The sequence below is a fragment of the Spirosoma sp. 48-14 genome (assembly GCF_001898575.1).
In the GTDB taxonomy this organism is placed as follows: domain Bacteria; phylum Bacteroidota; class Bacteroidia; order Cytophagales; family Spirosomataceae; genus Spirosoma.
Map to the genome: position 1 here is coordinate 42,723 of NZ_MKUD01000070.1, position 18,518 is coordinate 61,240.

Sequence of the window (18,518 nt, forward strand, 5' to 3'; positions counted from 1 at the left end):
TATATGTAGGCAGGAACAGGGTAAATCTGGTCAAAATCAATCACGTTGTAAAGCCTCTACAAACTGGCTCCTGAATTGAGTCGGGGTCAATTCAGTATATTTCCGAAAGAGTTTTCCAAAAGTCGATTGATCGGGGAATCCCATTTCATGCGCGATCTGGGCCACAGTCAACTCTGTCTGAACAAGTAGCACCTTAGCTTCCAGTACAACCCGTTCGTCGATCCATACGGAAGGGGATTTACCTGTTCGATTTTTCACCACTTTGTTCAGGTGATTCGGGCTAACGGCCAGCCAGTCGGCATACTGACTGGCGAGTCGGGTTTCGCGAATACGTGTTGTCAGTACGTCCATAAAGCGCTGAATCAGTCGTTCGCCCAGGTCGGTTTTGGTTGCCATCGGACCCACATACGCCCGGTCGATCTCGGCAAACAGCGCCAGCAGATACGGCCGGATCAGCTCTGGTTTAGTTGCTCCGTTCTCCTGATATTCAATAGCGAGTCGATGCAGAAGCGTACTGACAAACTGTGCCTGCTGATCCGATAAATTTATGTGCGGATTGCCCGTCAATTTCAGAAAATCGAATTCACTAGCAGCGCCTAAAAGTAGTTCCTGACTGATAAACGACATAAACCCAATCGAATCGGGTCGGATGCTGTGCAGGGTAAATATTTGGAGCGCAGGCACTATGACCAGTTCCTTCGACCGAAGCGTATACGCCTGATGCCCGATGGTAATGTCGACCTCCCCATGTTCTACCAGAATCAGGGCATGATTGCTGGTGCGCGATGGGGGTAAAGGCAGTTTGATGACCGGCCAGCTATACTCCAGGGGCGCAATGATAAACTGGTTAAAATTTTCTTTAAACCGATCTCCCCACGATGCATCCCTGATTAGAAAAAGCTCGCGGGCCATTGCCGGACTGATGGCCGGAAAAAGATCACTGGACGTCATAGGTGATACAGCAACTTACTTGCCCGGAATGGCCCATCGGCCGCCTGTAACAGCTTCGCTCGCAACCGTGGGTTATAGTTCGGGCGGTCAGCCAGAAATTTCCGTATCAGTTGAACGGTTTCGGGTGTCTGATAGCTCGACAGGGTGGAACGAAGCCACGATTCAGGAAAGAAAATATCACCCGTCCGCTGAATTTCTTCCAGCAGTTCCAGACTTTTAGGCAGGTATTTGGCGGAGGTTTCTGTCCGCAACGGGTGGTGTAGGTACCCTAATGCCGCCGTTACCCAGGCTTCATGCTCCCGGTTGGATTCCGTTGCCAGTGACGCAAAAAACTGATCTCGCTCAGCTACGTTCGACGATAGAGCAGGCATCATAAATTCCAGCCGTTTCTTCCGGTCTGGGTTTTTGATACGAGCCAGTTGCTTCGCCAGAATTCCCTCAGCCGGGTAGTCGCGAACGGCCAGGGCTAAGGCCAGACTGGTGTAATCGTCTTCAGTGAGGGTAACGCCCGCTGGGGCTTTCTGATCGCGCCAGATGGCATACAGCCGGTCGCGGGCGTCGGTGCTTAAGGCAATGTTTTGGTACAACCGAAACAGGAGTTTCTTCTTACCCGGATTCGGTTCCTGTTCCATAGCCTGCCAGGCTGCCTGCTCAATTGAAGCTGCCAGGGCGGGCCGTTTTTCAGGTCGGGTAAAATTCCAGAAAATATCCGATAGCTGGCTGGTTATCAGACGTAGATTCAGTTCTTCCGATTCTATACGTAACATATTCTGATACCCAAAGGCCATCTGCTCCGGGGAAATTCCCTGACCAGATACCATGTTTTCGTATAAATTGATGTACGTAGCAGCCCGTGTTACTGGGTTTTTCGTGAATTCCAAATTGACAGCTGTGGCCGTATCGACGGGAAAAATTCCATACCCCTGCCCCGATGAATTGAACGTAACAAATAAAGGCGTTCGCTTCCCGATCGCTTCTTTTAGAACAACCTGTGGTTTGTCCATATGCACGGTCAATTCTTCCCGGTGATCACGATAGACAAATGCTATTTCAAAGCTCTGGGGCCAGAATCGATTGGAGCCGTCTTCACCCTGTTGCGAAATCACAAACTGTTTGATGGTTCCTCCTTTGCCATCCCATTGGTACGAAAACCGGGGGCGGCCGGTTTCATTTACCCAGACCTTGTTCCAGGCCTGGAGGTCGGCAGGGGTATATGTATCCAGAATCGAAATCAGGTCATTCCAGGTCGCGTTGCCAAACGAGTATTTTTTCAGGTAGTCACGCAGGCCGTCGCGGAGGGCGGTTTTGCCCATCAACCGCTCCAATTGCCGCATCATGATTGGCGCTTTGTGATAGATGATGCCTCCATACAGCGTTCCGGCTTCCTGTAAATTGGCCAGCGGCTGACCAATCGGGTTGGCGCCTTCAGTCCGGTCAACGGCATAGGCTGCTGGAAAATGATCGACCACAAACTGAAGGTCGTAATTAGCCTCCGGTGAGGATACTTCGGTAATCTTATCGGCCATGAAGTTGGCAAACACCTCTTTCAGCCACACATCGTTGAACCAGCGCATGGTAACCAGATCGCCAAACCACATGTGCGCCGTTTCGTGCGAAATCAGTGTCGCCCGTGAGAGTTTCTGGTCGCGGGTGGCACCGTTGTCGAGAAACAGGCTCGATAATCGGTAATCGATGGCCCCGACGTGTTCCATGCCGCCGTACTGAAAATCGGGTACGGCCACAAAATCGAATTTCTGGAATGGATATGGAATCTGGGTGTAGTCTTCCAGGAAGTTCAAGGCATCGGCATGGAGTTTAAAGATCGGGTCAAGACTCAGCCGGATTTTGGTCGTATCCGTTTCGCGATGGAAAAGGGTCATCGGTCGGCGGTCGAGGGTTCGGCTGATGGAGGTGAACTTCCCGGCTGCAAACGAAAACAGATAGGTCGGTATCACTTCCGACTGACGGAAATGGATGGTTTTACGGTCGCCAGTCACCGTCGAGTCGTTGACAGCCGCATTGGTCATAGCCTGCCAGTGGTTCGGAATCGTCAGCGACAGTTGGAATTTAGCTTTCAGGTCGGGTTGGTCGAAGCAGGGAAATACCGTTCGGGCGCGGTCGGGAACAAGCAGAGTGTATAGGTATTCATCATTTCGGTTGAGCGATAAATTACCAGCCATAAACTGGATAAAAATTGTGTTCGCTCCGGGCTTCAGATAAGCAGTAGAAATCAGTAGATGTTCGCTCTCAAACACAATAGGAATCGCAACCGAATTGACAGAAATGGTCTGTACCTTAGTATGTTTCTCTTTAAAATCGAGCTGGAGAGGGGCTGCGTTTTTGGTCCAGTTAAACGATATTGATTCAGTGGCTGGAATAGGCTGGTTTTTTTGCGCAGGAATGTCGAACTTTAAAGCATAAGCCACGTCACGGATCGTTTGTTTCCGGGCTTTGGCCAGCGTTTGCGACACGCCTGTTTCAACGGTTTTAGATTGACTTAGAGCAGGCTGTTGGCTCCCGAGCATGGCAAGTAGAAGAAGTGCAGTAATACCGTAACGCATCATAGAAGTTGTTGGTAGTCATGACTACACATGACGATGAATTAGGTCAAAAATAATGCACGCTATGAAACAGCACTTAACTTTTCTGCTGGTATTACTGGCTTTTGTTGGCTGGGCGGCTCCTGCCTGGGCTAATTACGTCCTGATTCCAATGGACGACCGACAGACCAATCACCTGAAAGCCTATGGCATTGCCTATAAAGTGCTGAAAGACGACCAGGACGTAGAGTGGCTTCTCAATTACCGGGGTGGCAGTTTTATGATGAAATACACCAAGTCAGTAGAGACCGAATGCCGGGTTCGAGGGGTGTCATTCGAGGGTATTTCAGATTCGCAGGCTGAATCGATCCGGCAGCAGTTGTCTAATCCAGATGTAAATATGGATGTGGTCAAACTGCAGAAGGCGGCAAAAATCATCGTGTATTCACCCGCTAAAGTTGGTCCTGCCGAATTTGAAAATACGGATGCTGTACTGCTCGTGCTGACCTATGCCGAAATTCCGTATGAACTGGTGTATGACGAAGAAGTGCTGAAAGGCGACCTGCCCAAGTACGACTGGCTGCACCTGCACCACGAAGATTTTACGGGTCAGTATGGGCGTAACATGCATCGGCAGTCGCTGGCCGACATCAAAGCGCAGGAAGACATTGCCCGTAAGTATGGCTATTCGAAAGTATCGCAGATGAAGCTGGCTGTTGCCAAAGGAATCAAGCAGTTCTGCGCGGGTGGCGGTTACCTGTTTGCCATGTGTTCGGCGGCCGAAACGCTCGATATTGCACTGGCGGCTGATGGCGTCGATATTGTCAGCAGTAACTACGATGGCGATGGCATGGACCCCAATGCGCAGGAGAAACTGGACTTCAGTAAAACGTTTGCGTTTGGCAACTTTACACTCGAATCCGACAATGGGTATCGCGGTTTTTCAACCTTCTCGGATATTAATTCGGCCGCTAATCGTGGATTCGATGAGCCCAGCGGCTTTTTTGAGCTGTTCAACTTTTCGGCCAAATGGGATGCTATTCCATCCATGCTCACTCAGAACCACGAAAATATAATCAAAGAGTTTTTTGGTCAGACGACAGCCTTCCGCAAAGGAGCGGTCAAGCCCAGTAGCCTGGTCATGGGCGAGGGCAAAACGTCGGATCGCTATCTCTATGGCGAAATGGGCAAGGGGCAGTGGACGTTCTACGGCGGGCACGACCCCGAAGGAACACGGGGGGGCGGTTTTCGTAACCCAACCGATCTGAATCTGCATCCCCATTCGGCGGGTTATCGGCTTATTCTTAATAACGTGCTGTTCCCATCGGCCCGTAAGAAAAAGCGCAAAACGTAGCCGAAGGTACACAGCCTTTGCCGTTTCAGGGGTTCTGATGGGGATAGGTTTTTTTAACCGCTGCCAGCATCTGATTTAATTCGGCAGCACTAAACCAGATTCCTTTCAGCATGACCCCGTTTATTTTTTTAGTGTTGGTTATGTCTTTTAACGGATTCCCTTCCAGCAGGACCAAATCAGCTTGCTTGTGAGGCTCTATCGTACCCACTTCCGATTGATTCTTCAGGAAAATGGCCGCATTGACCGTACAGGCTTTTAAGGCCTCGTATTCGGGTAAGCCTGCACTGACCAATTCCTGGAGTTCTTCGTGAATGCTGAAACCGGCTAGCACATAGGAATTCAGGCAATCAGTTCCCGCAATAAATCGCCCTCCATGTTTATGGATTAATTGGGCCATCTTTTTTTGTAAACTGTAGTGATCCCGGCTGTAATAATGAAGGCGCTGTTGCCAGAACGTTCGGGTGATCTTATCGACATAGCGTTCGTAATTGGTCGGAATACTCGGGTCGTTGGGGTGTTTCTGCATATTTTTATAGACCAGCAGAGTTGGGCACATCCATTTTTTGGATTGACCAATCAATTCTAATCGTTTCACCAACGGAAGATGTGGCGAGATAGGGCTCACATCGACATGCTCCAGCGAATATTGCGAAGATGCCAGGACTTCCTTAAGGTCTACCTGAAAAGGAATATGGCCTACTACCGGAATCTGGAGCGAATCGCCTACCCGCAAAATTTCCCGGTACAGTTCCTGGGGTAACGTGTGGTAAATTTTAATAAAATCATAACCGGCTTTGGCGAACTGGATAACCGCCTGACGGGCCTCCTGCTTCGTCCTGACGATCCGGCTAAACTTCCACACATTCGGACTCCCTTCCAGAATTGGGCTGGCCGTGTAAAGTGTTGGCCCCAGAAGTTGCCGTCGATGAATCTTTTCCCGCAGACTAAGATGAAATGGGTACCCGGCCATATTCCGAATCGTGGTTACGCCATTGGCTACAAATAGAAGCAGATTGTTGTCATCATTGATGTGTACGTGCAGATCATTCAGGCCTGGGATAAGAAACTTGCCGGTTCCGTCGATAAGCAGTGGATGGGCAGCCGTATCCACAGTACTTAAGTCAGGAGTGAGCTGTTTAATTCGGCCGTTTTCGACCAGTACATGGTAATTAGATAGAAGGGTATCCTTCGTCATAGGAATTACCGAAACATTACGGATCAGGTAGGTGCCTGCTTTTTTTAAGGCCTCTGTTCCAAATTGAGAAGGGAGCCCGGATTCCAGGTGTACGGGAGGTATCGCTTTGGGAGCAAAATAAAAATAGGCCACCAGTGCCAGTACGAGAATGATGGCTGGAAGCGCTGCCTTTTTCATGCCGTCGAGGGAGTAGGGGTAACAAGAAGTGGGGGCGTTATTGTGATTTTTTCCGTTTCTGGGCAAATAGCCAATCGAATATCCCAGGTGTAGTTGCCAGACCGGGCCGCAGATCGTGTCCTATTCCCTTAAATTCGGTATACCGAGGATGTCCACCCGCTTTCTGTATGGCCTTAACAACGTTTCGGGAGCCTTCTACCGGCACATTCTTATCGTTATCCCCATGAAAAGCCCAGATTGCTACGTCCACCATGTGGTTAGCGAAAGCCGGATTCCCCCCTCCACAGAAGGGGAGGGCAGCCGCAAATACGCCTGGATGAGTGCCAATGAAATGCCAGGTTCCATACCCGCCCAACGACCCTCCGGCCACATAACGCCGATTGGTATCGATAGCAAATTCGTATTCCAGGGCATGCATTAATTCAAAAACGACCGTATCCCGAGCTACCACGTTAGGTAGCCCGCCCCAGCTACTGCCAAGCGGGCATTGGGGAACCAGTACAAAGGCAGGGTATTTTTTTCGGCTTGCCGGTTCGGCCAGTTGCTGAACTTCCCAATTCGCCAATTGACGGATATTGTCTGTTCCGCAGCCTGCTCCTCCATGCAGACTAATTACCAGCGGATAGTTTCGGGTAAAATCATAGCCTGCCGGTTTGAGCAATCGATACGACAAGGTATCGCCACGCGAGTCAATAAAGGTTCGCGCTTCGAAAATTTGAGTCAGTTGGAGAGCCTCCTTTGAGGGATAACGGGCACGAATGCCCTCGCCAAATAGGGGTACGCCCAGAAACAGCAATGCAGCTACGCCGAGGAAACGAGCAGCGTCGATCAGCATGTCTGGCCACGAAGCTATGGCCGACTGAGGGATTGGCGCATGAAGTTGGGCCTGTTTTTGCCAGAAATGGCCAATCAGAAGCAAGGGAGGGATAGTACCCGCGAAGGAAAGCCATTGCTGAATGCTGACCAACATTGGATTGCCGGGACCCATATGTGCCTGTATGGACCAGATCAATAAGGCCAATGTGCTGCCTGATAAAACAAAATAGACCAACCCCGCTCCTTTCAACCAGCTATTCCTTCCAGTTCGGGACACAACCAGGCTACTGGCGTAGATAAGGCTGGCGCCAATATCCAGAAAGAGTACGGGCAGATAATAGCGCTCGAAAGCCCGCGTTAAAGGCACCAGTGTACAATAAAGCAGAGTCGCACGCAGCAGGGCGGTGGAAAAAGCGAATATACCCGTCCAAAAGGCCACCCGGTATGGCTGCTCATATAAATAACGGAGCAGAAAGCCCGTGCTAAGAAACGAAATCAGATTGGCTGCCAGAAAGAAATTGGCAAATGAGGGGAGCGTGGGCAGGCTTGCCCCTATTTGAACAAAAAACCAGCTTTGCAAAAGGCCAACCACAACGGTAAGTCCTAGAAAGAAAATCGTATTCTGATAGAATTTCTTAGTCATCACATCGGCAGTCCAGCCGCTTCTGGGGAAAAGTAAGCCTGTCTATTATTGTAAATCGGGTCATTTCGTTCTGGGCAGATTTATAGCCCTGCGTAGTTTTTAGCGGTATCGTCTAGCACCAGTATCCAGTCGTGGCCGTAGCCTCTGGAGGGCGGAGAAAATTGCCTGGCCTGCTGATTGTCGAAGGTGCCCGCCGATTGGGTTTTGCCCGTACGCGGATCGAACCAGGTGGCCGTGATGGTTTTGCCTGAAATCTTTCCCGGATTGACCGTAAACGGCTTGCCGACGGCCGAATACACAAAGGCATAGTCTTTGCCCCGTGTGGCCTGAATCCGTTCGGCCGGGCTGAGGTTGTTTTCCACAATAATCGACTGGTCGGGTACGCGGTCGAGTAGGGGGCGGGCGGTCATTAGTTTCCGGACATAAGTCATTTGATGGGCACCGGGTAAATCGAGTGCCTGCTGCCAGAATAGATGCGGGCCATTTACGGCGGGGCGCTGGCTACTGTACATCTGCCAGATGTCGTGACAACCGTAAGTGTGCCCGTGTGCACCCGCAAACAGATCCAGATAGGCATACACCCGCACATCGTAGGCATTGGAAGTTCCCAGATCCTTGACGTTGAAACAAACCGGATGGTCTTCATAAATGGGTTCGGCATCCATCGTTGGCTTGGTTGGCTGGCGGTTGTACGAAACGCTGATCTGGTCATATACAGGCGTGTATCGGCAGTGCCCGTTCTGATGCATGTTGAAGTCGAACCAGTCGTCATTTTGAAACCATTTTGAGGCCCCACCTTCCATTCCGTTGGGCTGGGGATGGTACGACATCAGGGCTTTATCGGTCCCGCCAACCCCTTCCTGAATACCTTCGGCCATAGCCCGCCAGACCGCTACATCCTGCGAACCATCGCGTGGCATCCGGTCGCCACCCAGTATCCAGACAATATTTTCGCGGTTTTTGTAGCGATTCCCAACGTAACGGCCATAAACACGGGCATTGGTCGGATTGAAAATTTCGGGTCCCTGTCCCCAGGTGCTTTTGAAAAGCTTGTCGCCCCAGGTGGGTAGAAAGGCAATGACGATTCCGTACTGAGCCGCTTTATCAACAATGTAGTCGATATGTTTGAAATAGGCTTCGTTGGGTTTGGTTGGGTCGTTGTCCAGAAGGGGTGTTTCACCGTAGGGGTTGGGTTCTTTCAATCCGTCAAATTCCGCCAGTGCCACCGCCTGTACGACCGTGAAGCCCTGTTCAGCCCGTCGCTTTAGGTATTGCTCGGCTTCTTCGCGGTTGAGTCGGTGAAATAGCTCCCAGGCTGTATCGCCCAGCCAGAAAAAGGGAGTGCCGTTCTGATGAACCAGGTAACGTTTATTCTCCGACACCTTTAGCCGACCATTCGTGAACGGTTGCTGGGCCTGAAGCAGGTGGTGACCAAGAAGAAATCCTGCCCAGATGATGAGTTTTTTCATGAATACGGGTTTAGACTAGGAAACCGATACAAACTGACTCAAAAAGACAGTTGAACCGTTTGCCTACCGTAGTGGCCGACGGACTAAACCTGAAAACGATACCTTCTGACTTATGTCTCAAATGCTTCATGCTGGCCCTGTACAGGTGCGTTATGAGCAGGGCTTCCTGCGTTACTTTACCCATAATAGTACTGAAATCCTACGGCTGATCTATTTCGCCATTCGCGACCACAACTGGACCACAGCCGCCTTTACCATAACCGACGAATCGATAACCCAGCAGACAGACACGTTCCGTGTTCAATATAATTGGCAGATCGACGAACTGGGTATTCAGATGACAGGTCGTGTTGTGATGACGGGCGATGAAAAAGGGACAATCTCGGTCGATTTCTACGGCAAGGCGCTCAATTCATTTCGGAAAAACCGCATCGGTCTCTGCATACTACATCCGATAGATGGTGTATTAGGCCAACCGGCTCAGATCGTAGCCCCCGATGGAACGACAACCGATGCCCATTTCCCGACATTTATAAAGCCCCATCAACCGTTTCTGAACATACAGACATTACGTTGGAAACCCGCTTCCGGCCTGACCTGGCAGTTGGATGTTGCAGGCGATGTGTTCGAAACGGAAGATCAGCGAAACTGGTCCGATGCGTCGTTTAAAACCTATTCAACCCCGCAGGTTCGGCCCAAACCCGTTACGGTTGCCGTTGGCGATGAATTTCAGCAGCAGGCAATAGTCAGTCTGGCTGAGGAGAATCTGATAGCTCCAGCAAACGACGAAAAACTACGCGAGATGGAGGAGTTTGCGGCATCAATAAAACCCGCTCAGCCGCGCGTAGGGGTCGGATACCGTACGGGTGGCCCTGCCCTGACCGATGCTGAGGTCGCTTTGTTGCGTCAACTAGAGCTATCACACCTGCGTGTCGATGTCTTTTTTAGTCTGACCAACTGGCCGGAATTATTCGCGCAGGCGCTTGCGGATGCGAATCGTCTGGATATTCCGCTTGAACTTGCGTTGTTTTTCGGTACAGAGCCAGCCGCTGAATTAACAGCGCTTCAGCAGGTTGTAGAAACACAGGCTGTGACTGTACAGACCATCCTGCTTTTCGAAGCCGCCACCTTACGAACATCGGATGAATTATTGGCCGCCGTTGTGCCTATGCTACGAAACGCCTGGCCAGAAGCGGCTATCGGCGGAGGAACTGACGATAACTTTGCGGAACTGAACCGAAACCCATTTGATGTTGAGCAGGTCGATTTTGTTACCTACTCAGTCAGTCCGCTGGTTCATGCGCTCGATGATCTGACCCTGTTCGAGAACCTGGCCGGGCAGGCCGAAACAGCTCTATCGGCCCGGAAGCTCAGCGGTGGTAAACCCGTTCATATTTCACCGATCACTCTCCGGTTACGATTCAAAACCCTGGAAGGCACGGCTACCGAACGGCTGAATGCCCCAGCCGACCCCCGGCAGGCTACTGAATTCGGAGCTGACTGGACGCGACAAAGTCTGGATACGTTAGCCAGGGCAGGTGTTGAGTCTGTAACGTATTACCTGACACACGGCCCCGGCGGGCTAGTCAGTAACGACATGGCTCATCCGGTTTATGATGTTTTTAAGCAACGCCTGAGCTGAGTACAGGCAGATCTATTCTTACCGTTATATGGGGTGGTTTATTGCGGTAAAAAGCATGAGCGTTCGTTTATGTGAAAGCCAACAATCAGTGCCGTAGCTGGTTAATCAATCTGTTGGGCGTGCGAAAAACCTGATAGATTGATTAACCATGTAGTGCAAATAGCCTGTTTGGGCATACTGGATGAATGAACGGTAGTGCTTATGACCTTCAAAAAACTGTTCACTATTGTTACCCCGCTTATGGGAATGGCTCTGCTGGGGTTGATTATGATTGGGTATGGTTTTGTACACCCGTCGCAGCAGAACAATGTACTACAGTTTATTTTCGGCATTCCTATTGCCTTAGGAGCCATAGGGGCTCATTTCCTGATTCTTCGGATCGTACACAACAACACGCTCATTATGTGGATTATTGAAGCGGTAATCGTCGGTTTCCTATGTTATGCTTTCCCGAAAATGTAGCCATCAGGTATGCTTGAAAGCTCAGAAAAGAATTTTTTATAAATTTGTATCGTAAGCGATATAATCGTTTGCGATTTTTTAATAACCATTCAGATGCTGGTTTCCTGACGAAGGAAGGCGCATATACTATTGAGTCAAGTAGCTAATTATGGAAAGTACATTTTATCAATTATCGGCCAGAACCCCAAAGGGGGCACCTATCCCAATGGGGGATTTTAAAGACAAGGTTGTTTTAGTAGTCAATACCGCAACCCAGTGCGGCCTGGCTCCACAGTTTGACGGGCTGGAGGCTCTGCATCAGCAGTATAAAGACAAAGGGCTGGTGGTGCTGGGATTTCCCTGCGATCAGTTTGCCGGACAGGAGCCTGAAAACAACGACACCATAGAGCAGGTATGTAAACTTAATCATGGGGTGACGTTCCAGCTTACCGAAAAATGCGACGTAAACGGCCCTCACACGCAGCCCGTATTTCAATATTTGAAAAAGGAACTAGGGGGCTTTCTGGGGAGTAGAATTAAGTGGAATTTTACGAAATTTCTGATCGATAAAAAAGGACGACCCTACAAACGCTATGCGCCAGTGGTCAAGCCTGAGGCTATCGAGAAAGACATTCAGAAACTGCTGTAAATGGAGAGTAAGCGCACATCCCTAAAGCTGGAAGATCAGCTCTGTTTTCCGCTATACACAGCTTCCCGGCTGGTAACCCAGTGCTACGCGCCCATCTTGAACACGCTGGGAATCACCTATCCTCAGTATCTGGTATTACTGGTGTTGTGGGAAAACGATGCAGTGAATCTGAGCTTTATTGCACAGCGTTTACAACTTCAGTCGAATACACTTACGCCTTTGCTTAAACGTATGCAGGAACTCGGGCTGATAACCCGGACCCGTTCGGAAACCGATGAGCGTAACATTGTCATTACCCTGACCGACAGCGGTAAAGTACTCAGGCAGGAGGCTGCCCAGATACCATTATATCTGGCCGATAAATTGCCATTATCACCCGAAGAAGCAGGGCAGCTTTACCATATTTTATACAAGCTGATCGGCAAGGTATAGGTAGCAGGGGTATGGTGCAGGAGGAGCGATAGAGAGAATGTCGCAGGTTAAAAAGTAGAAAAATGGGCGGAAGTCTGATGGAGTAACAGTTTATGCGTAAACTTGCCGCGCTTAAGCAACTAGAATAAGTAGGAACGTGGGTCAGCGGTTCTTACCAAAGCAAAACGTAGCAGTATCGTATCATTCACCAAATAATAGCATAATGTCAGAATCTGCAGATATTGGCCTGATTGGTCTAGCCGTAATGGGCGAAAATCTGGTGCTCAACATGGAGAGCAAGGGGTATACCGTAGCCGTTTTCAATCGGACGGTTGAGAAAGTCGACCATTTTATCAATGGCCGGGGAGCCGGGAAAAACTTTATCGGAGCCCATTCTATTGAAGAGCTGGTGGCTTCGCTGAAACGCCCTCGTAAGGTGATGATGCTGGTAAAAGCCGGACAGCCGGTGGATGACTTTATTGAACAGATCATTCCCCATCTGGAACCAGGCGATATTATCATTGATGGCGGTAATTCGTATTTCCCCGATACCATTCGCCGGACCCAGTATGTCGAAAGTAAAGGATTCCTGTATATCGGAACGGGTGTTTCAGGGGGTGAAATCGGTGCCTTAACCGGACCGTCGATGATGCCGGGGGGCAGCGTGGCGGCCTGGCCGTTTGTAAAAGAAATTTTTCAGTCGATTGCGGCCAAAGTAGACGATGGTACACCCTGCTGCGACTGGGTCGGTAGTGATGGGGCGGGCCACTTCGTCAAAATGGTACACAATGGGATCGAGTATGGCGATATGCAGATTATTGGCGAAGCCTATCAGGTGATGAAAGACCTGCTGGGCATGGGTGCCGATGAGATGCATGAGGTGTTCAAAAAATGGAATACCGAGGAGCTTGACTCCTACCTGATCGAAATTACGGCCGATATCATGGCCTATAAAGATGAGGACGGCACACCAATGGTCGACAAGATTCTGGATACGGCCGGACAGAAAGGTACGGGTAAATGGACCGGAACGGCTGCATTGGATGAAGGTATTCCGCTTACATTGATTGGCGAATCCGTATTTGCTCGATTCCTGTCGGCACAGAAAGACCTGCGCGTAGCGGCTTCGAAAGTGATTAGCGGGCCCAAGGCTGAATTTACGGGCGATAAGGCTCAACTGCTCGACGACCTGAAAATGGCGTTGTACGGAGCTAAAATCATCTCCTATGCACAAGGCTACAACCTGTTTATGGCAGCCGCCAAACAATACAAGTGGCAATTGAACTACGGCGATATTGCCCTGATGTGGCGCGGAGGGTGTATTATCCGGTCGGCCTTCCTGGGCGACATCAAAAAAGCCTTTGATAAGAATCCGGCCCTTCCACACCTGCTGCTCGATGATTTCTTCAAGGATAGAATCGAAGCAGCACAGGCGGGATGGCGTCGGGTGTGTGCGGCTGCCCTGAGCAACGGTATTCCGGCTCCGGCACTCACCTCGGCACTTTGCTACCTGGATGGATTTCGTAGTGAATGGCTACCCGCCAACCTGCTGCAAGCCCAGCGCGACTATTTTGGTGCGCATACCTACGAACGGATCGATAAGCCACGCGGTCAGTTTTTCCATACGAACTGGACAGGCGAAGGCGGTGATACGGTATCGACAGCGTACAATAACTAATTTGCCAACTTACTAGAACGCTGATTAGTATGATCACTATGATTTACCCAGATCATAGTGATCATACTAATCAGCGTTCTATTTTTAGTAAACGTTTAAGGATTACAAACGGGACAGTACCCCGGATCGGCCTGCGTAAGCCCATCCGCGCGACCTCGTATCGTTCGATAGGTGCATAATACACAGCCATCGATTTCGTAGTGGGTTAGTTCCGTTTTGTGGCCGCATTGACGGCAGGGTAATCCTTTTTCAGAACCTACCTTGCCCCAGCCAGGAGTGTGGCAGGCCGGGCATACACAGGAAAGACGATCGGCCAGTCGGGTTGCCAGCTCGCCAATGACTTGCATACGAGTTGGATTGAACTGCGCCCGCATATCCGTTTCGACCCAGACCGTATCCTTCGCAGAGTAGTACCTGGCCGTTTCATAAGCCACTTCCAACTCCGTCTCCGATTGAATGCCTTTAAAAACGGGCCCTTTGGTTGTCCGGCCGTTTGGGCGTACGATGAGCCCGTGAGAAGGAAACTGACAAGCCTTTGCAAAGGCTTGCAGCGCTTCCCACGACTGCACCTGTCCTGTCTGGTAGTTGGTATGCTCGCTTACCTGGGAAAGGTGCAGATGAAATCCTCGTTTGCGATCAATAAAATAAAGGATTTCCTCATCACAGGCTAGATAAGGCAGAAACGGGTGCGCTCCGAAACTACCCTCGCTGGCCAGGGCATAGTCGACTTTATCACCTAGCTTTTCCAGCGCCCACTCACATTTGCGCCGGGCACACGCAAGAGCGCTACCTTCGCGATCGATTTCCCCGGAAAATGTTCCTAACTGGTCAGTATCTACGACATATTCCAGGATACTCGCGTTCAGCCGGGACCAGAACGGCGGGGCTATCGCTATGGATTTAGCATGTTTGGTGGTCAGGATCATACAACTTCCTGTATAAACCGATGCGTGTTTTAGGTAAGGCTTTGCCATTGGAAGTCACGCGTTAAAAGATAGGGTTGGCTATCCTCAGGCTCCAGGCAGGCTAATTGTACCCATCCGTTTCCAAACAGTTTCTGCAAGACTGGCTGAGTCTGAACCAGCGTAATCAACAGCGTACGAGGAGCGTAAACCACCGTCAGTAGCCGTTGGGGTTCGTGGTAGGCTTGTTCGTCGGTGGCATAGACCGATTGTAACGGTAGGCCCGTCATCAGATCACTCGCATTTCCCTGCATGAGGCCGATTTTGCTGGTAACGTTCTGGGTTAGTTTGCTGCCACCGCCGTAGGCTATATTATCCAGCGTAGAAAACAGGTACTGCGCATTGATCCATTGAGCTACCACCATCGGCGCAGTCAGTATCGTTGTGAGGATGGTGCCCTGTGGGTCCTGCGTGTAATCGTACGAGTGCAGAAAGCAGCGCCCTTCCAGATTCAGGGAGGCCGTCAGCGCACGAGGAGCGACGATGAAGGCTGCATTACGAGCCAGGCCCCATTCGGGCCGAACCTGAGCCCAATCCACCGAACGCAGCCAGGTTTGCTGGACTTCATCAGAGCCTGGTCGGGAAGATGGGAACTGCTTGAGTCGCTCAATGCTGTTGGTCAGCCGGGCTTTTGCCAAATCCTGACTGATTTGTTGAAGTGCTCCAGAAGCGCTGTCGCCAAAGAGGGTGACTTCGTCGGTGGTTGTATTGTGTTCAGCCGCAACAAATCGAGTGGTATCTGGAATAACGATGCCTTTTTTACGCAATTCCTGCCGTACCTGCTGATCGTTTAGGATTCCCGCCAGCACTCGGGCATTCCCTCCACCATGTCGTCCCCCACAGGCTCCGCAGTCGAGGGCTGTGGCATAAGCATTGTTCTGGGTCGAGCTACCATGTCCACAGAAAATAATCACAGGAGCGAAGTTTTTGGTAAGCCCCATAGCCCGTAGTGCCCCTTCGGCATACCGGCTTTGGTCCGTTCCTGAAATGGAGTCCCAAGAGGAGGAGGTTGCCATGGGTTTTCGAATGGAGCGCACAAGCTGGTCCTGTAATCGATAGGCCAGCCCAGGCATAAGGCTGCGTAAGCCCATCCAGGTACCACTAGCAAGGCCCAGTCCTTCAACCAGAGCGAAGGGTGTAGTAAAGGTATATTTCAGCGATTGATAGAGTCGCTTGAGCATCTTTAGACGGGCATAACCGCTGCGATTCTGCTGTTGTTCTGTCGCTGTTCCGCAGGGCGATTCATGTATGGTATGGTTGGGAGTGAGCAGAACTGGGCAGGAGGCATAGGACTCCCCTGTCACGGTATCGGTGATCTGAACGGGTAGGCCAAAGAAGCCCGCAAATCCCAGCGTCTGGTAATCGCCTGTTGCTTCCAGGGCCCGGCGAAAAGGTTCTGAACGAACATCGATACAGAAAACAAACTGGGCGTCTGGAACATGGGGACCGGGCAGTGATTGAGCGGCTAGCTGTTTCAATAAAGGTACGCGGAACGTGCGTTCGGCCTGTTGCAACTGCGCCAACTGATTGCCGCCAGACGGCGCATTTTCCAACACCCGCTGGTGCCAGGTGAGCAACGTTCGGGCTTCTGGCCATAGCAAAGCAGTGATGATGACGCGTAGAGCCAGGTAGTCTACCTGTGTTACCGGGTGAGGATGATGGGCGTCCAGACCGGCCCAGTCTGTACGGTAGCGAATATAGGAGGCCCAGCCCGGTAAGGTCGTGAGCATGAGGGTTAGAAATTCCTCCTGCTCGTCGGTGGGTACGCCTAGCTGAAAAAGCGACTCCCGCAGGGCTTGGGCTGGCTGTTCGGGTAAGTTTGCCAGCCATTGCCGTTTTGACATATCCTGACCATACAGGCTTTTATCATGAATGGCGAGTTGTCGCCAGGCAGCGAACAACCCCAGGTGGCGCATGGGCATGGGTAAAGTGGCCTGACCGTCATCGACATATACAGATAACCATTTGATGGTTTGTCGGTTAATGGCTTCCATGGGCTCGGGTAGGGTAGGCTGCTGGAAATAAGCGTGTCCCAGCGCCAACGCTTCTTCAATGGGTAGCTCTTCGAAGCCCTGGAGGGGATTAACTGCAATCAGGTTTTTCAACGGCCAGAAGGGTGCTATTTTTTTGAAGCTACTCGTTACAGAATCAACTACTTGAGTTGCGTACAGATTGTCGAGCGGATCGATCATACGATCGGTGGAGGGAGGTAACAGGACAGTTTCCATCGGTTGTTGTTAGCGATAGTGGTAGTGATTGCGGTGTGTGGTTATGGTAGTTGGGTGGGGCTGGCTTGCATTGAGGGCCAGCACGTAACTTTTTAGCGCCCACTTGGGAAGCGCCCCGGTTTTTGCTGGCTTTCTGATAAAGAGCATACCTATCCACGACACTGAGAGAACGAGTAGCCCAGCGATGTGAAAGATGGTCAGGGGCTGTGGTTGCATTAGTGCCATTGGGGCCATAAATCCGGTAATAAGCTGTACGCTGCTACCGTAGATCAGTCCCGCCAGGGCCGTACCGAGGAGTGCCCCGGGTAGCATTCGCAATGGCTGAACGCGAAGCAGAGGCAAGGCAAACTGGCTCCCCGATAGAAAAACAATAGCATTCAATACAAGCGTTGTAGTACCGACAAACCAGGTTTCTCCACTGGTAAGGGAAAAACTGGCGCTACCGATCAGCCCACAGAGCAGCGAGCCGAAAAAGGCAGGAAGCCCAGGTGGGTAATCCAGGTCGATCCGTTTTTCCTGAGCGGCACTCCCACTAGATAGGAACAGATACGCTTTGAATAGTCCGTGCCAGACCAGATGGGCTACCGCAGCCGGAAACAGACCCAGGCCGCATTGAACGAACATAAATCCCATCTGACCCATGGTTGAGCAGGCCAGCATCCGCTTCACATCAGGTTGCATCAGCTTCCAGAAAGTACCCAGCCACGCTGTCAGAAATCCTATCACAGCTAGTCCCGTTAGTAGGAGAGGACTTTGTAGATAAAGCGGGGCAAACCGAACCAGTAAGAATCCTCCGCCATTGATCAGACCTGCGTGCATGATGGCCGAAACGGGCGTCGGCGAATTGAGGGAACTAAGCAGCCAGCGTTGGAAAGGCCAGATGGCCGATTGACTCATAGCACCCAGCAATAATAGCCCGAGGGCCAGACTCATCAGGGGCGAAAGACCAGACTGACGAAGCACCGCCTGAATACTGCTTTCGCCCGTGGTCAGATAAAACAGGGCAAAAGCGGTGGCGATACAGATGGCCCCCAAAGCAAAGTTTCTGGTAGCCAGCCAGCCAGCTGCTCTGGCCGCTTTCCAGCCTGATTTGTGGACCATCAAGCGAACCAGTAGCCCGTTACTAACGCACCAGCTTACCAGCAGTAGCCCCATATGATCCGCACTAACCATCAGAATGACTGAACCGATCAATAGACTAAATCGGACAAAAAACGCCCGATATTGACCATCCCCTTTCAGATAGCGGTAGGCGAAACTACCCACACATAGGCCAATAAAAAGGACCAGAGTGATCATGACCAGGGCCAGTCTATCGACATGAAAGAAGTTGCCAAGGATAAAAAGTAGCATTCGAGTGTT

General features: G+C 50.9%; 14 protein-coding genes. 6 read left to right on the forward strand and 8 right to left on the reverse strand.

Features of this window, described 5'->3' with window-relative positions:
- Window positions 1-36 precede the first annotated feature (36 nt).
- The gene (locus BGO59_RS29465) at window positions 37-951 is read right to left on the reverse strand and encodes a helix-turn-helix domain-containing protein (RefSeq protein ID WP_293690046.1); all 915 of its coding nucleotides are present in this window, start codon (window positions 949-951) and stop codon (window positions 37-39) included.
- Entirely contained in the window at window positions 948-3,512 is a 2,565-nt protein-coding gene (locus BGO59_RS29470) for a M1 family aminopeptidase (RefSeq protein WP_293690452.1), read from the reverse strand. The genes BGO59_RS29465 and BGO59_RS29470 overlap by 4 nt, the downstream gene beginning before the upstream one ends.
- A gap of 64 nt (window positions 3,513-3,576) precedes the next feature.
- On the opposite strand from BGO59_RS29470, the gene BGO59_RS29475 reads away from it, so the two are divergent.
- Window positions 3,577-4,845, forward strand: coding sequence for an asparagine synthetase B (locus BGO59_RS29475; protein WP_293690048.1), 1,269 nt, complete (start codon window positions 3,577-3,579; stop codon window positions 4,843-4,845).
- A gap of 25 nt (window positions 4,846-4,870) precedes the next feature.
- Here BGO59_RS29475 and BGO59_RS29480 read toward each other — a convergent pair whose 3' ends face one another.
- The 3 genes from BGO59_RS29480 to BGO59_RS29490 all read right to left on the reverse strand — a co-directional run bounded on the left by BGO59_RS29480 (window position 4,871) and on the right by BGO59_RS29490 (window position 9,145).
- On the reverse strand, window positions 4,871-6,217 hold the full coding sequence (locus BGO59_RS29480) for an amidohydrolase family protein (RefSeq protein ID WP_293690050.1): 1,347 nt from the start codon (window positions 6,215-6,217) through the stop codon (window positions 4,871-4,873).
- 37 nt (window positions 6,218-6,254) lie between these two features.
- Entirely contained in the window at window positions 6,255-7,676 is a 1,422-nt protein-coding gene (locus BGO59_RS29485) for a peptidase (protein WP_293690053.1), read from the reverse strand.
- Window positions 7,677-7,756: 80 nt separating this feature from the next.
- The gene (locus BGO59_RS29490; protein ID WP_293690056.1) at window positions 7,757-9,145 is read right to left on the reverse strand and encodes a glycoside hydrolase family 140 protein; all 1,389 of its coding nucleotides are present in this window, start codon (window positions 9,143-9,145) and stop codon (window positions 7,757-7,759) included.
- A gap of 112 nt (window positions 9,146-9,257) precedes the next feature.
- Here BGO59_RS29490 and BGO59_RS29495 point away from each other — a divergent pair, with 112 nt between their 5' ends.
- The 5 genes from BGO59_RS29495 to gnd all read left to right on the forward strand — a co-directional run bounded on the left by BGO59_RS29495 (window position 9,258) and on the right by gnd (window position 13,966).
- Complete coding sequence (locus tag BGO59_RS29495; protein WP_293690059.1) at window positions 9,258-10,787, forward strand: hypothetical protein; 1,530 nt, start codon at window positions 9,258-9,260, stop codon at window positions 10,785-10,787.
- 201 nt (window positions 10,788-10,988) lie between these two features.
- Entirely contained in the window at window positions 10,989-11,249 is a 261-nt protein-coding gene (locus BGO59_RS29500; protein WP_293690062.1) for a hypothetical protein, read from the forward strand.
- Between the two features lie 148 nt (window positions 11,250-11,397).
- A complete protein-coding gene (locus BGO59_RS29505; RefSeq protein WP_293690064.1) occupies window positions 11,398-11,877 on the forward strand; it encodes a glutathione peroxidase in 480 nt (159 codons plus the stop codon).
- A complete protein-coding gene (locus BGO59_RS29510; RefSeq protein WP_293690067.1) occupies window positions 11,878-12,309 on the forward strand; it encodes a MarR family winged helix-turn-helix transcriptional regulator in 432 nt (143 codons plus the stop codon).
- 202 nt (window positions 12,310-12,511) lie between these two features.
- Window positions 12,512-13,966 carry a decarboxylating NADP(+)-dependent phosphogluconate dehydrogenase gene (gnd, locus tag BGO59_RS29515; protein WP_293690070.1) on the forward strand — a complete coding sequence of 485 codons (1,455 nt, stop codon included), beginning with the start codon at window positions 12,512-12,514 and terminating at the stop codon, window positions 13,964-13,966.
- Between the two features lie 95 nt (window positions 13,967-14,061).
- Here the strand turns inward: gnd and BGO59_RS29520 are convergent, their stop codons facing one another.
- Genes BGO59_RS29520 through BGO59_RS29530 form a run of 3 tightly spaced genes read right to left on the reverse strand, consistent with a single transcriptional unit; the run spans window position 14,062 to window position 18,509 of the window.
- Window positions 14,062-14,940 carry a DUF6671 family protein gene (locus BGO59_RS29520; protein ID WP_293690072.1) on the reverse strand — a complete coding sequence of 293 codons (879 nt, stop codon included), beginning with the start codon at window positions 14,938-14,940 and terminating at the stop codon, window positions 14,062-14,064.
- Window positions 14,922-17,156: a DUF2309 domain-containing protein gene (locus tag BGO59_RS29525; protein WP_293690074.1), complete on the reverse strand. Its 2,235-nt coding sequence runs from the start codon at window positions 17,154-17,156 to the stop codon at window positions 14,922-14,924. Before BGO59_RS29525 ends, BGO59_RS29520 begins: the two co-directional genes overlap by 19 nt.
- A 9-nt stretch (window positions 17,157-17,165) precedes the next feature.
- Window positions 17,166-18,509 carry a proton-conducting transporter membrane subunit gene (locus BGO59_RS29530; protein WP_293690077.1) on the reverse strand — a complete coding sequence of 448 codons (1,344 nt, stop codon included), beginning with the start codon at window positions 18,507-18,509 and terminating at the stop codon, window positions 17,166-17,168.
- Window positions 18,510-18,518 lie beyond the last annotated feature (9 nt).

What these genes read in the sequence shown, in the direction of transcription:
- BGO59_RS29510 (WP_293690067.1), top strand. Translation starts at nt 11,878, where the DNA reads ATGGAGAGTAAGCGCACATCCCTAAAGCTGGAAGATCAGCTCTGTTTT.
- BGO59_RS29470 (WP_293690452.1), bottom strand. Translation starts at nt 3,512, where the DNA reads ATGCGTTACGGTATTACTGCACTTCTTCTACTTGCCATGCTCGGGAGC.
- BGO59_RS29475 (WP_293690048.1), top strand. Translation starts at nt 3,577, where the DNA reads ATGAAACAGCACTTAACTTTTCTGCTGGTATTACTGGCTTTTGTTGGC.
- BGO59_RS29505 (WP_293690064.1), top strand. Translation starts at nt 11,398, where the DNA reads ATGGAAAGTACATTTTATCAATTATCGGCCAGAACCCCAAAGGGGGCA.
- BGO59_RS29495 (WP_293690059.1), top strand. Translation starts at nt 9,258, where the DNA reads ATGTCTCAAATGCTTCATGCTGGCCCTGTACAGGTGCGTTATGAGCAG.
- BGO59_RS29465 (WP_293690046.1), bottom strand. Translation starts at nt 951, where the DNA reads ATGACGTCCAGTGATCTTTTTCCGGCCATCAGTCCGGCAATGGCCCGC.
- BGO59_RS29480 (WP_293690050.1), bottom strand. Translation starts at nt 6,217, where the DNA reads ATGAAAAAGGCAGCGCTTCCAGCCATCATTCTCGTACTGGCACTGGTG.
- BGO59_RS29490 (WP_293690056.1), bottom strand. Translation starts at nt 9,145, where the DNA reads ATGAAAAAACTCATCATCTGGGCAGGATTTCTTCTTGGTCACCACCTG.
- BGO59_RS29520 (WP_293690072.1), bottom strand. Translation starts at nt 14,940, where the DNA reads ATGGCAAAGCCTTACCTAAAACACGCATCGGTTTATACAGGAAGTTGT.
- BGO59_RS29525 (WP_293690074.1), bottom strand. Translation starts at nt 17,156, where the DNA reads ATGGAAACTGTCCTGTTACCTCCCTCCACCGATCGTATGATCGATCCG.
- BGO59_RS29485 (WP_293690053.1), bottom strand. Translation starts at nt 7,676, where the DNA reads ATGACTAAGAAATTCTATCAGAATACGATTTTCTTTCTAGGACTTACC.
- BGO59_RS29530 (WP_293690077.1), bottom strand. Translation starts at nt 18,509, where the DNA reads ATGCTACTTTTTATCCTTGGCAACTTCTTTCATGTCGATAGACTGGCC.
- gnd (WP_293690070.1), top strand. Translation starts at nt 12,512, where the DNA reads ATGTCAGAATCTGCAGATATTGGCCTGATTGGTCTAGCCGTAATGGGC.
- BGO59_RS29500 (WP_293690062.1), top strand. Translation starts at nt 10,989, where the DNA reads ATGACCTTCAAAAAACTGTTCACTATTGTTACCCCGCTTATGGGAATG.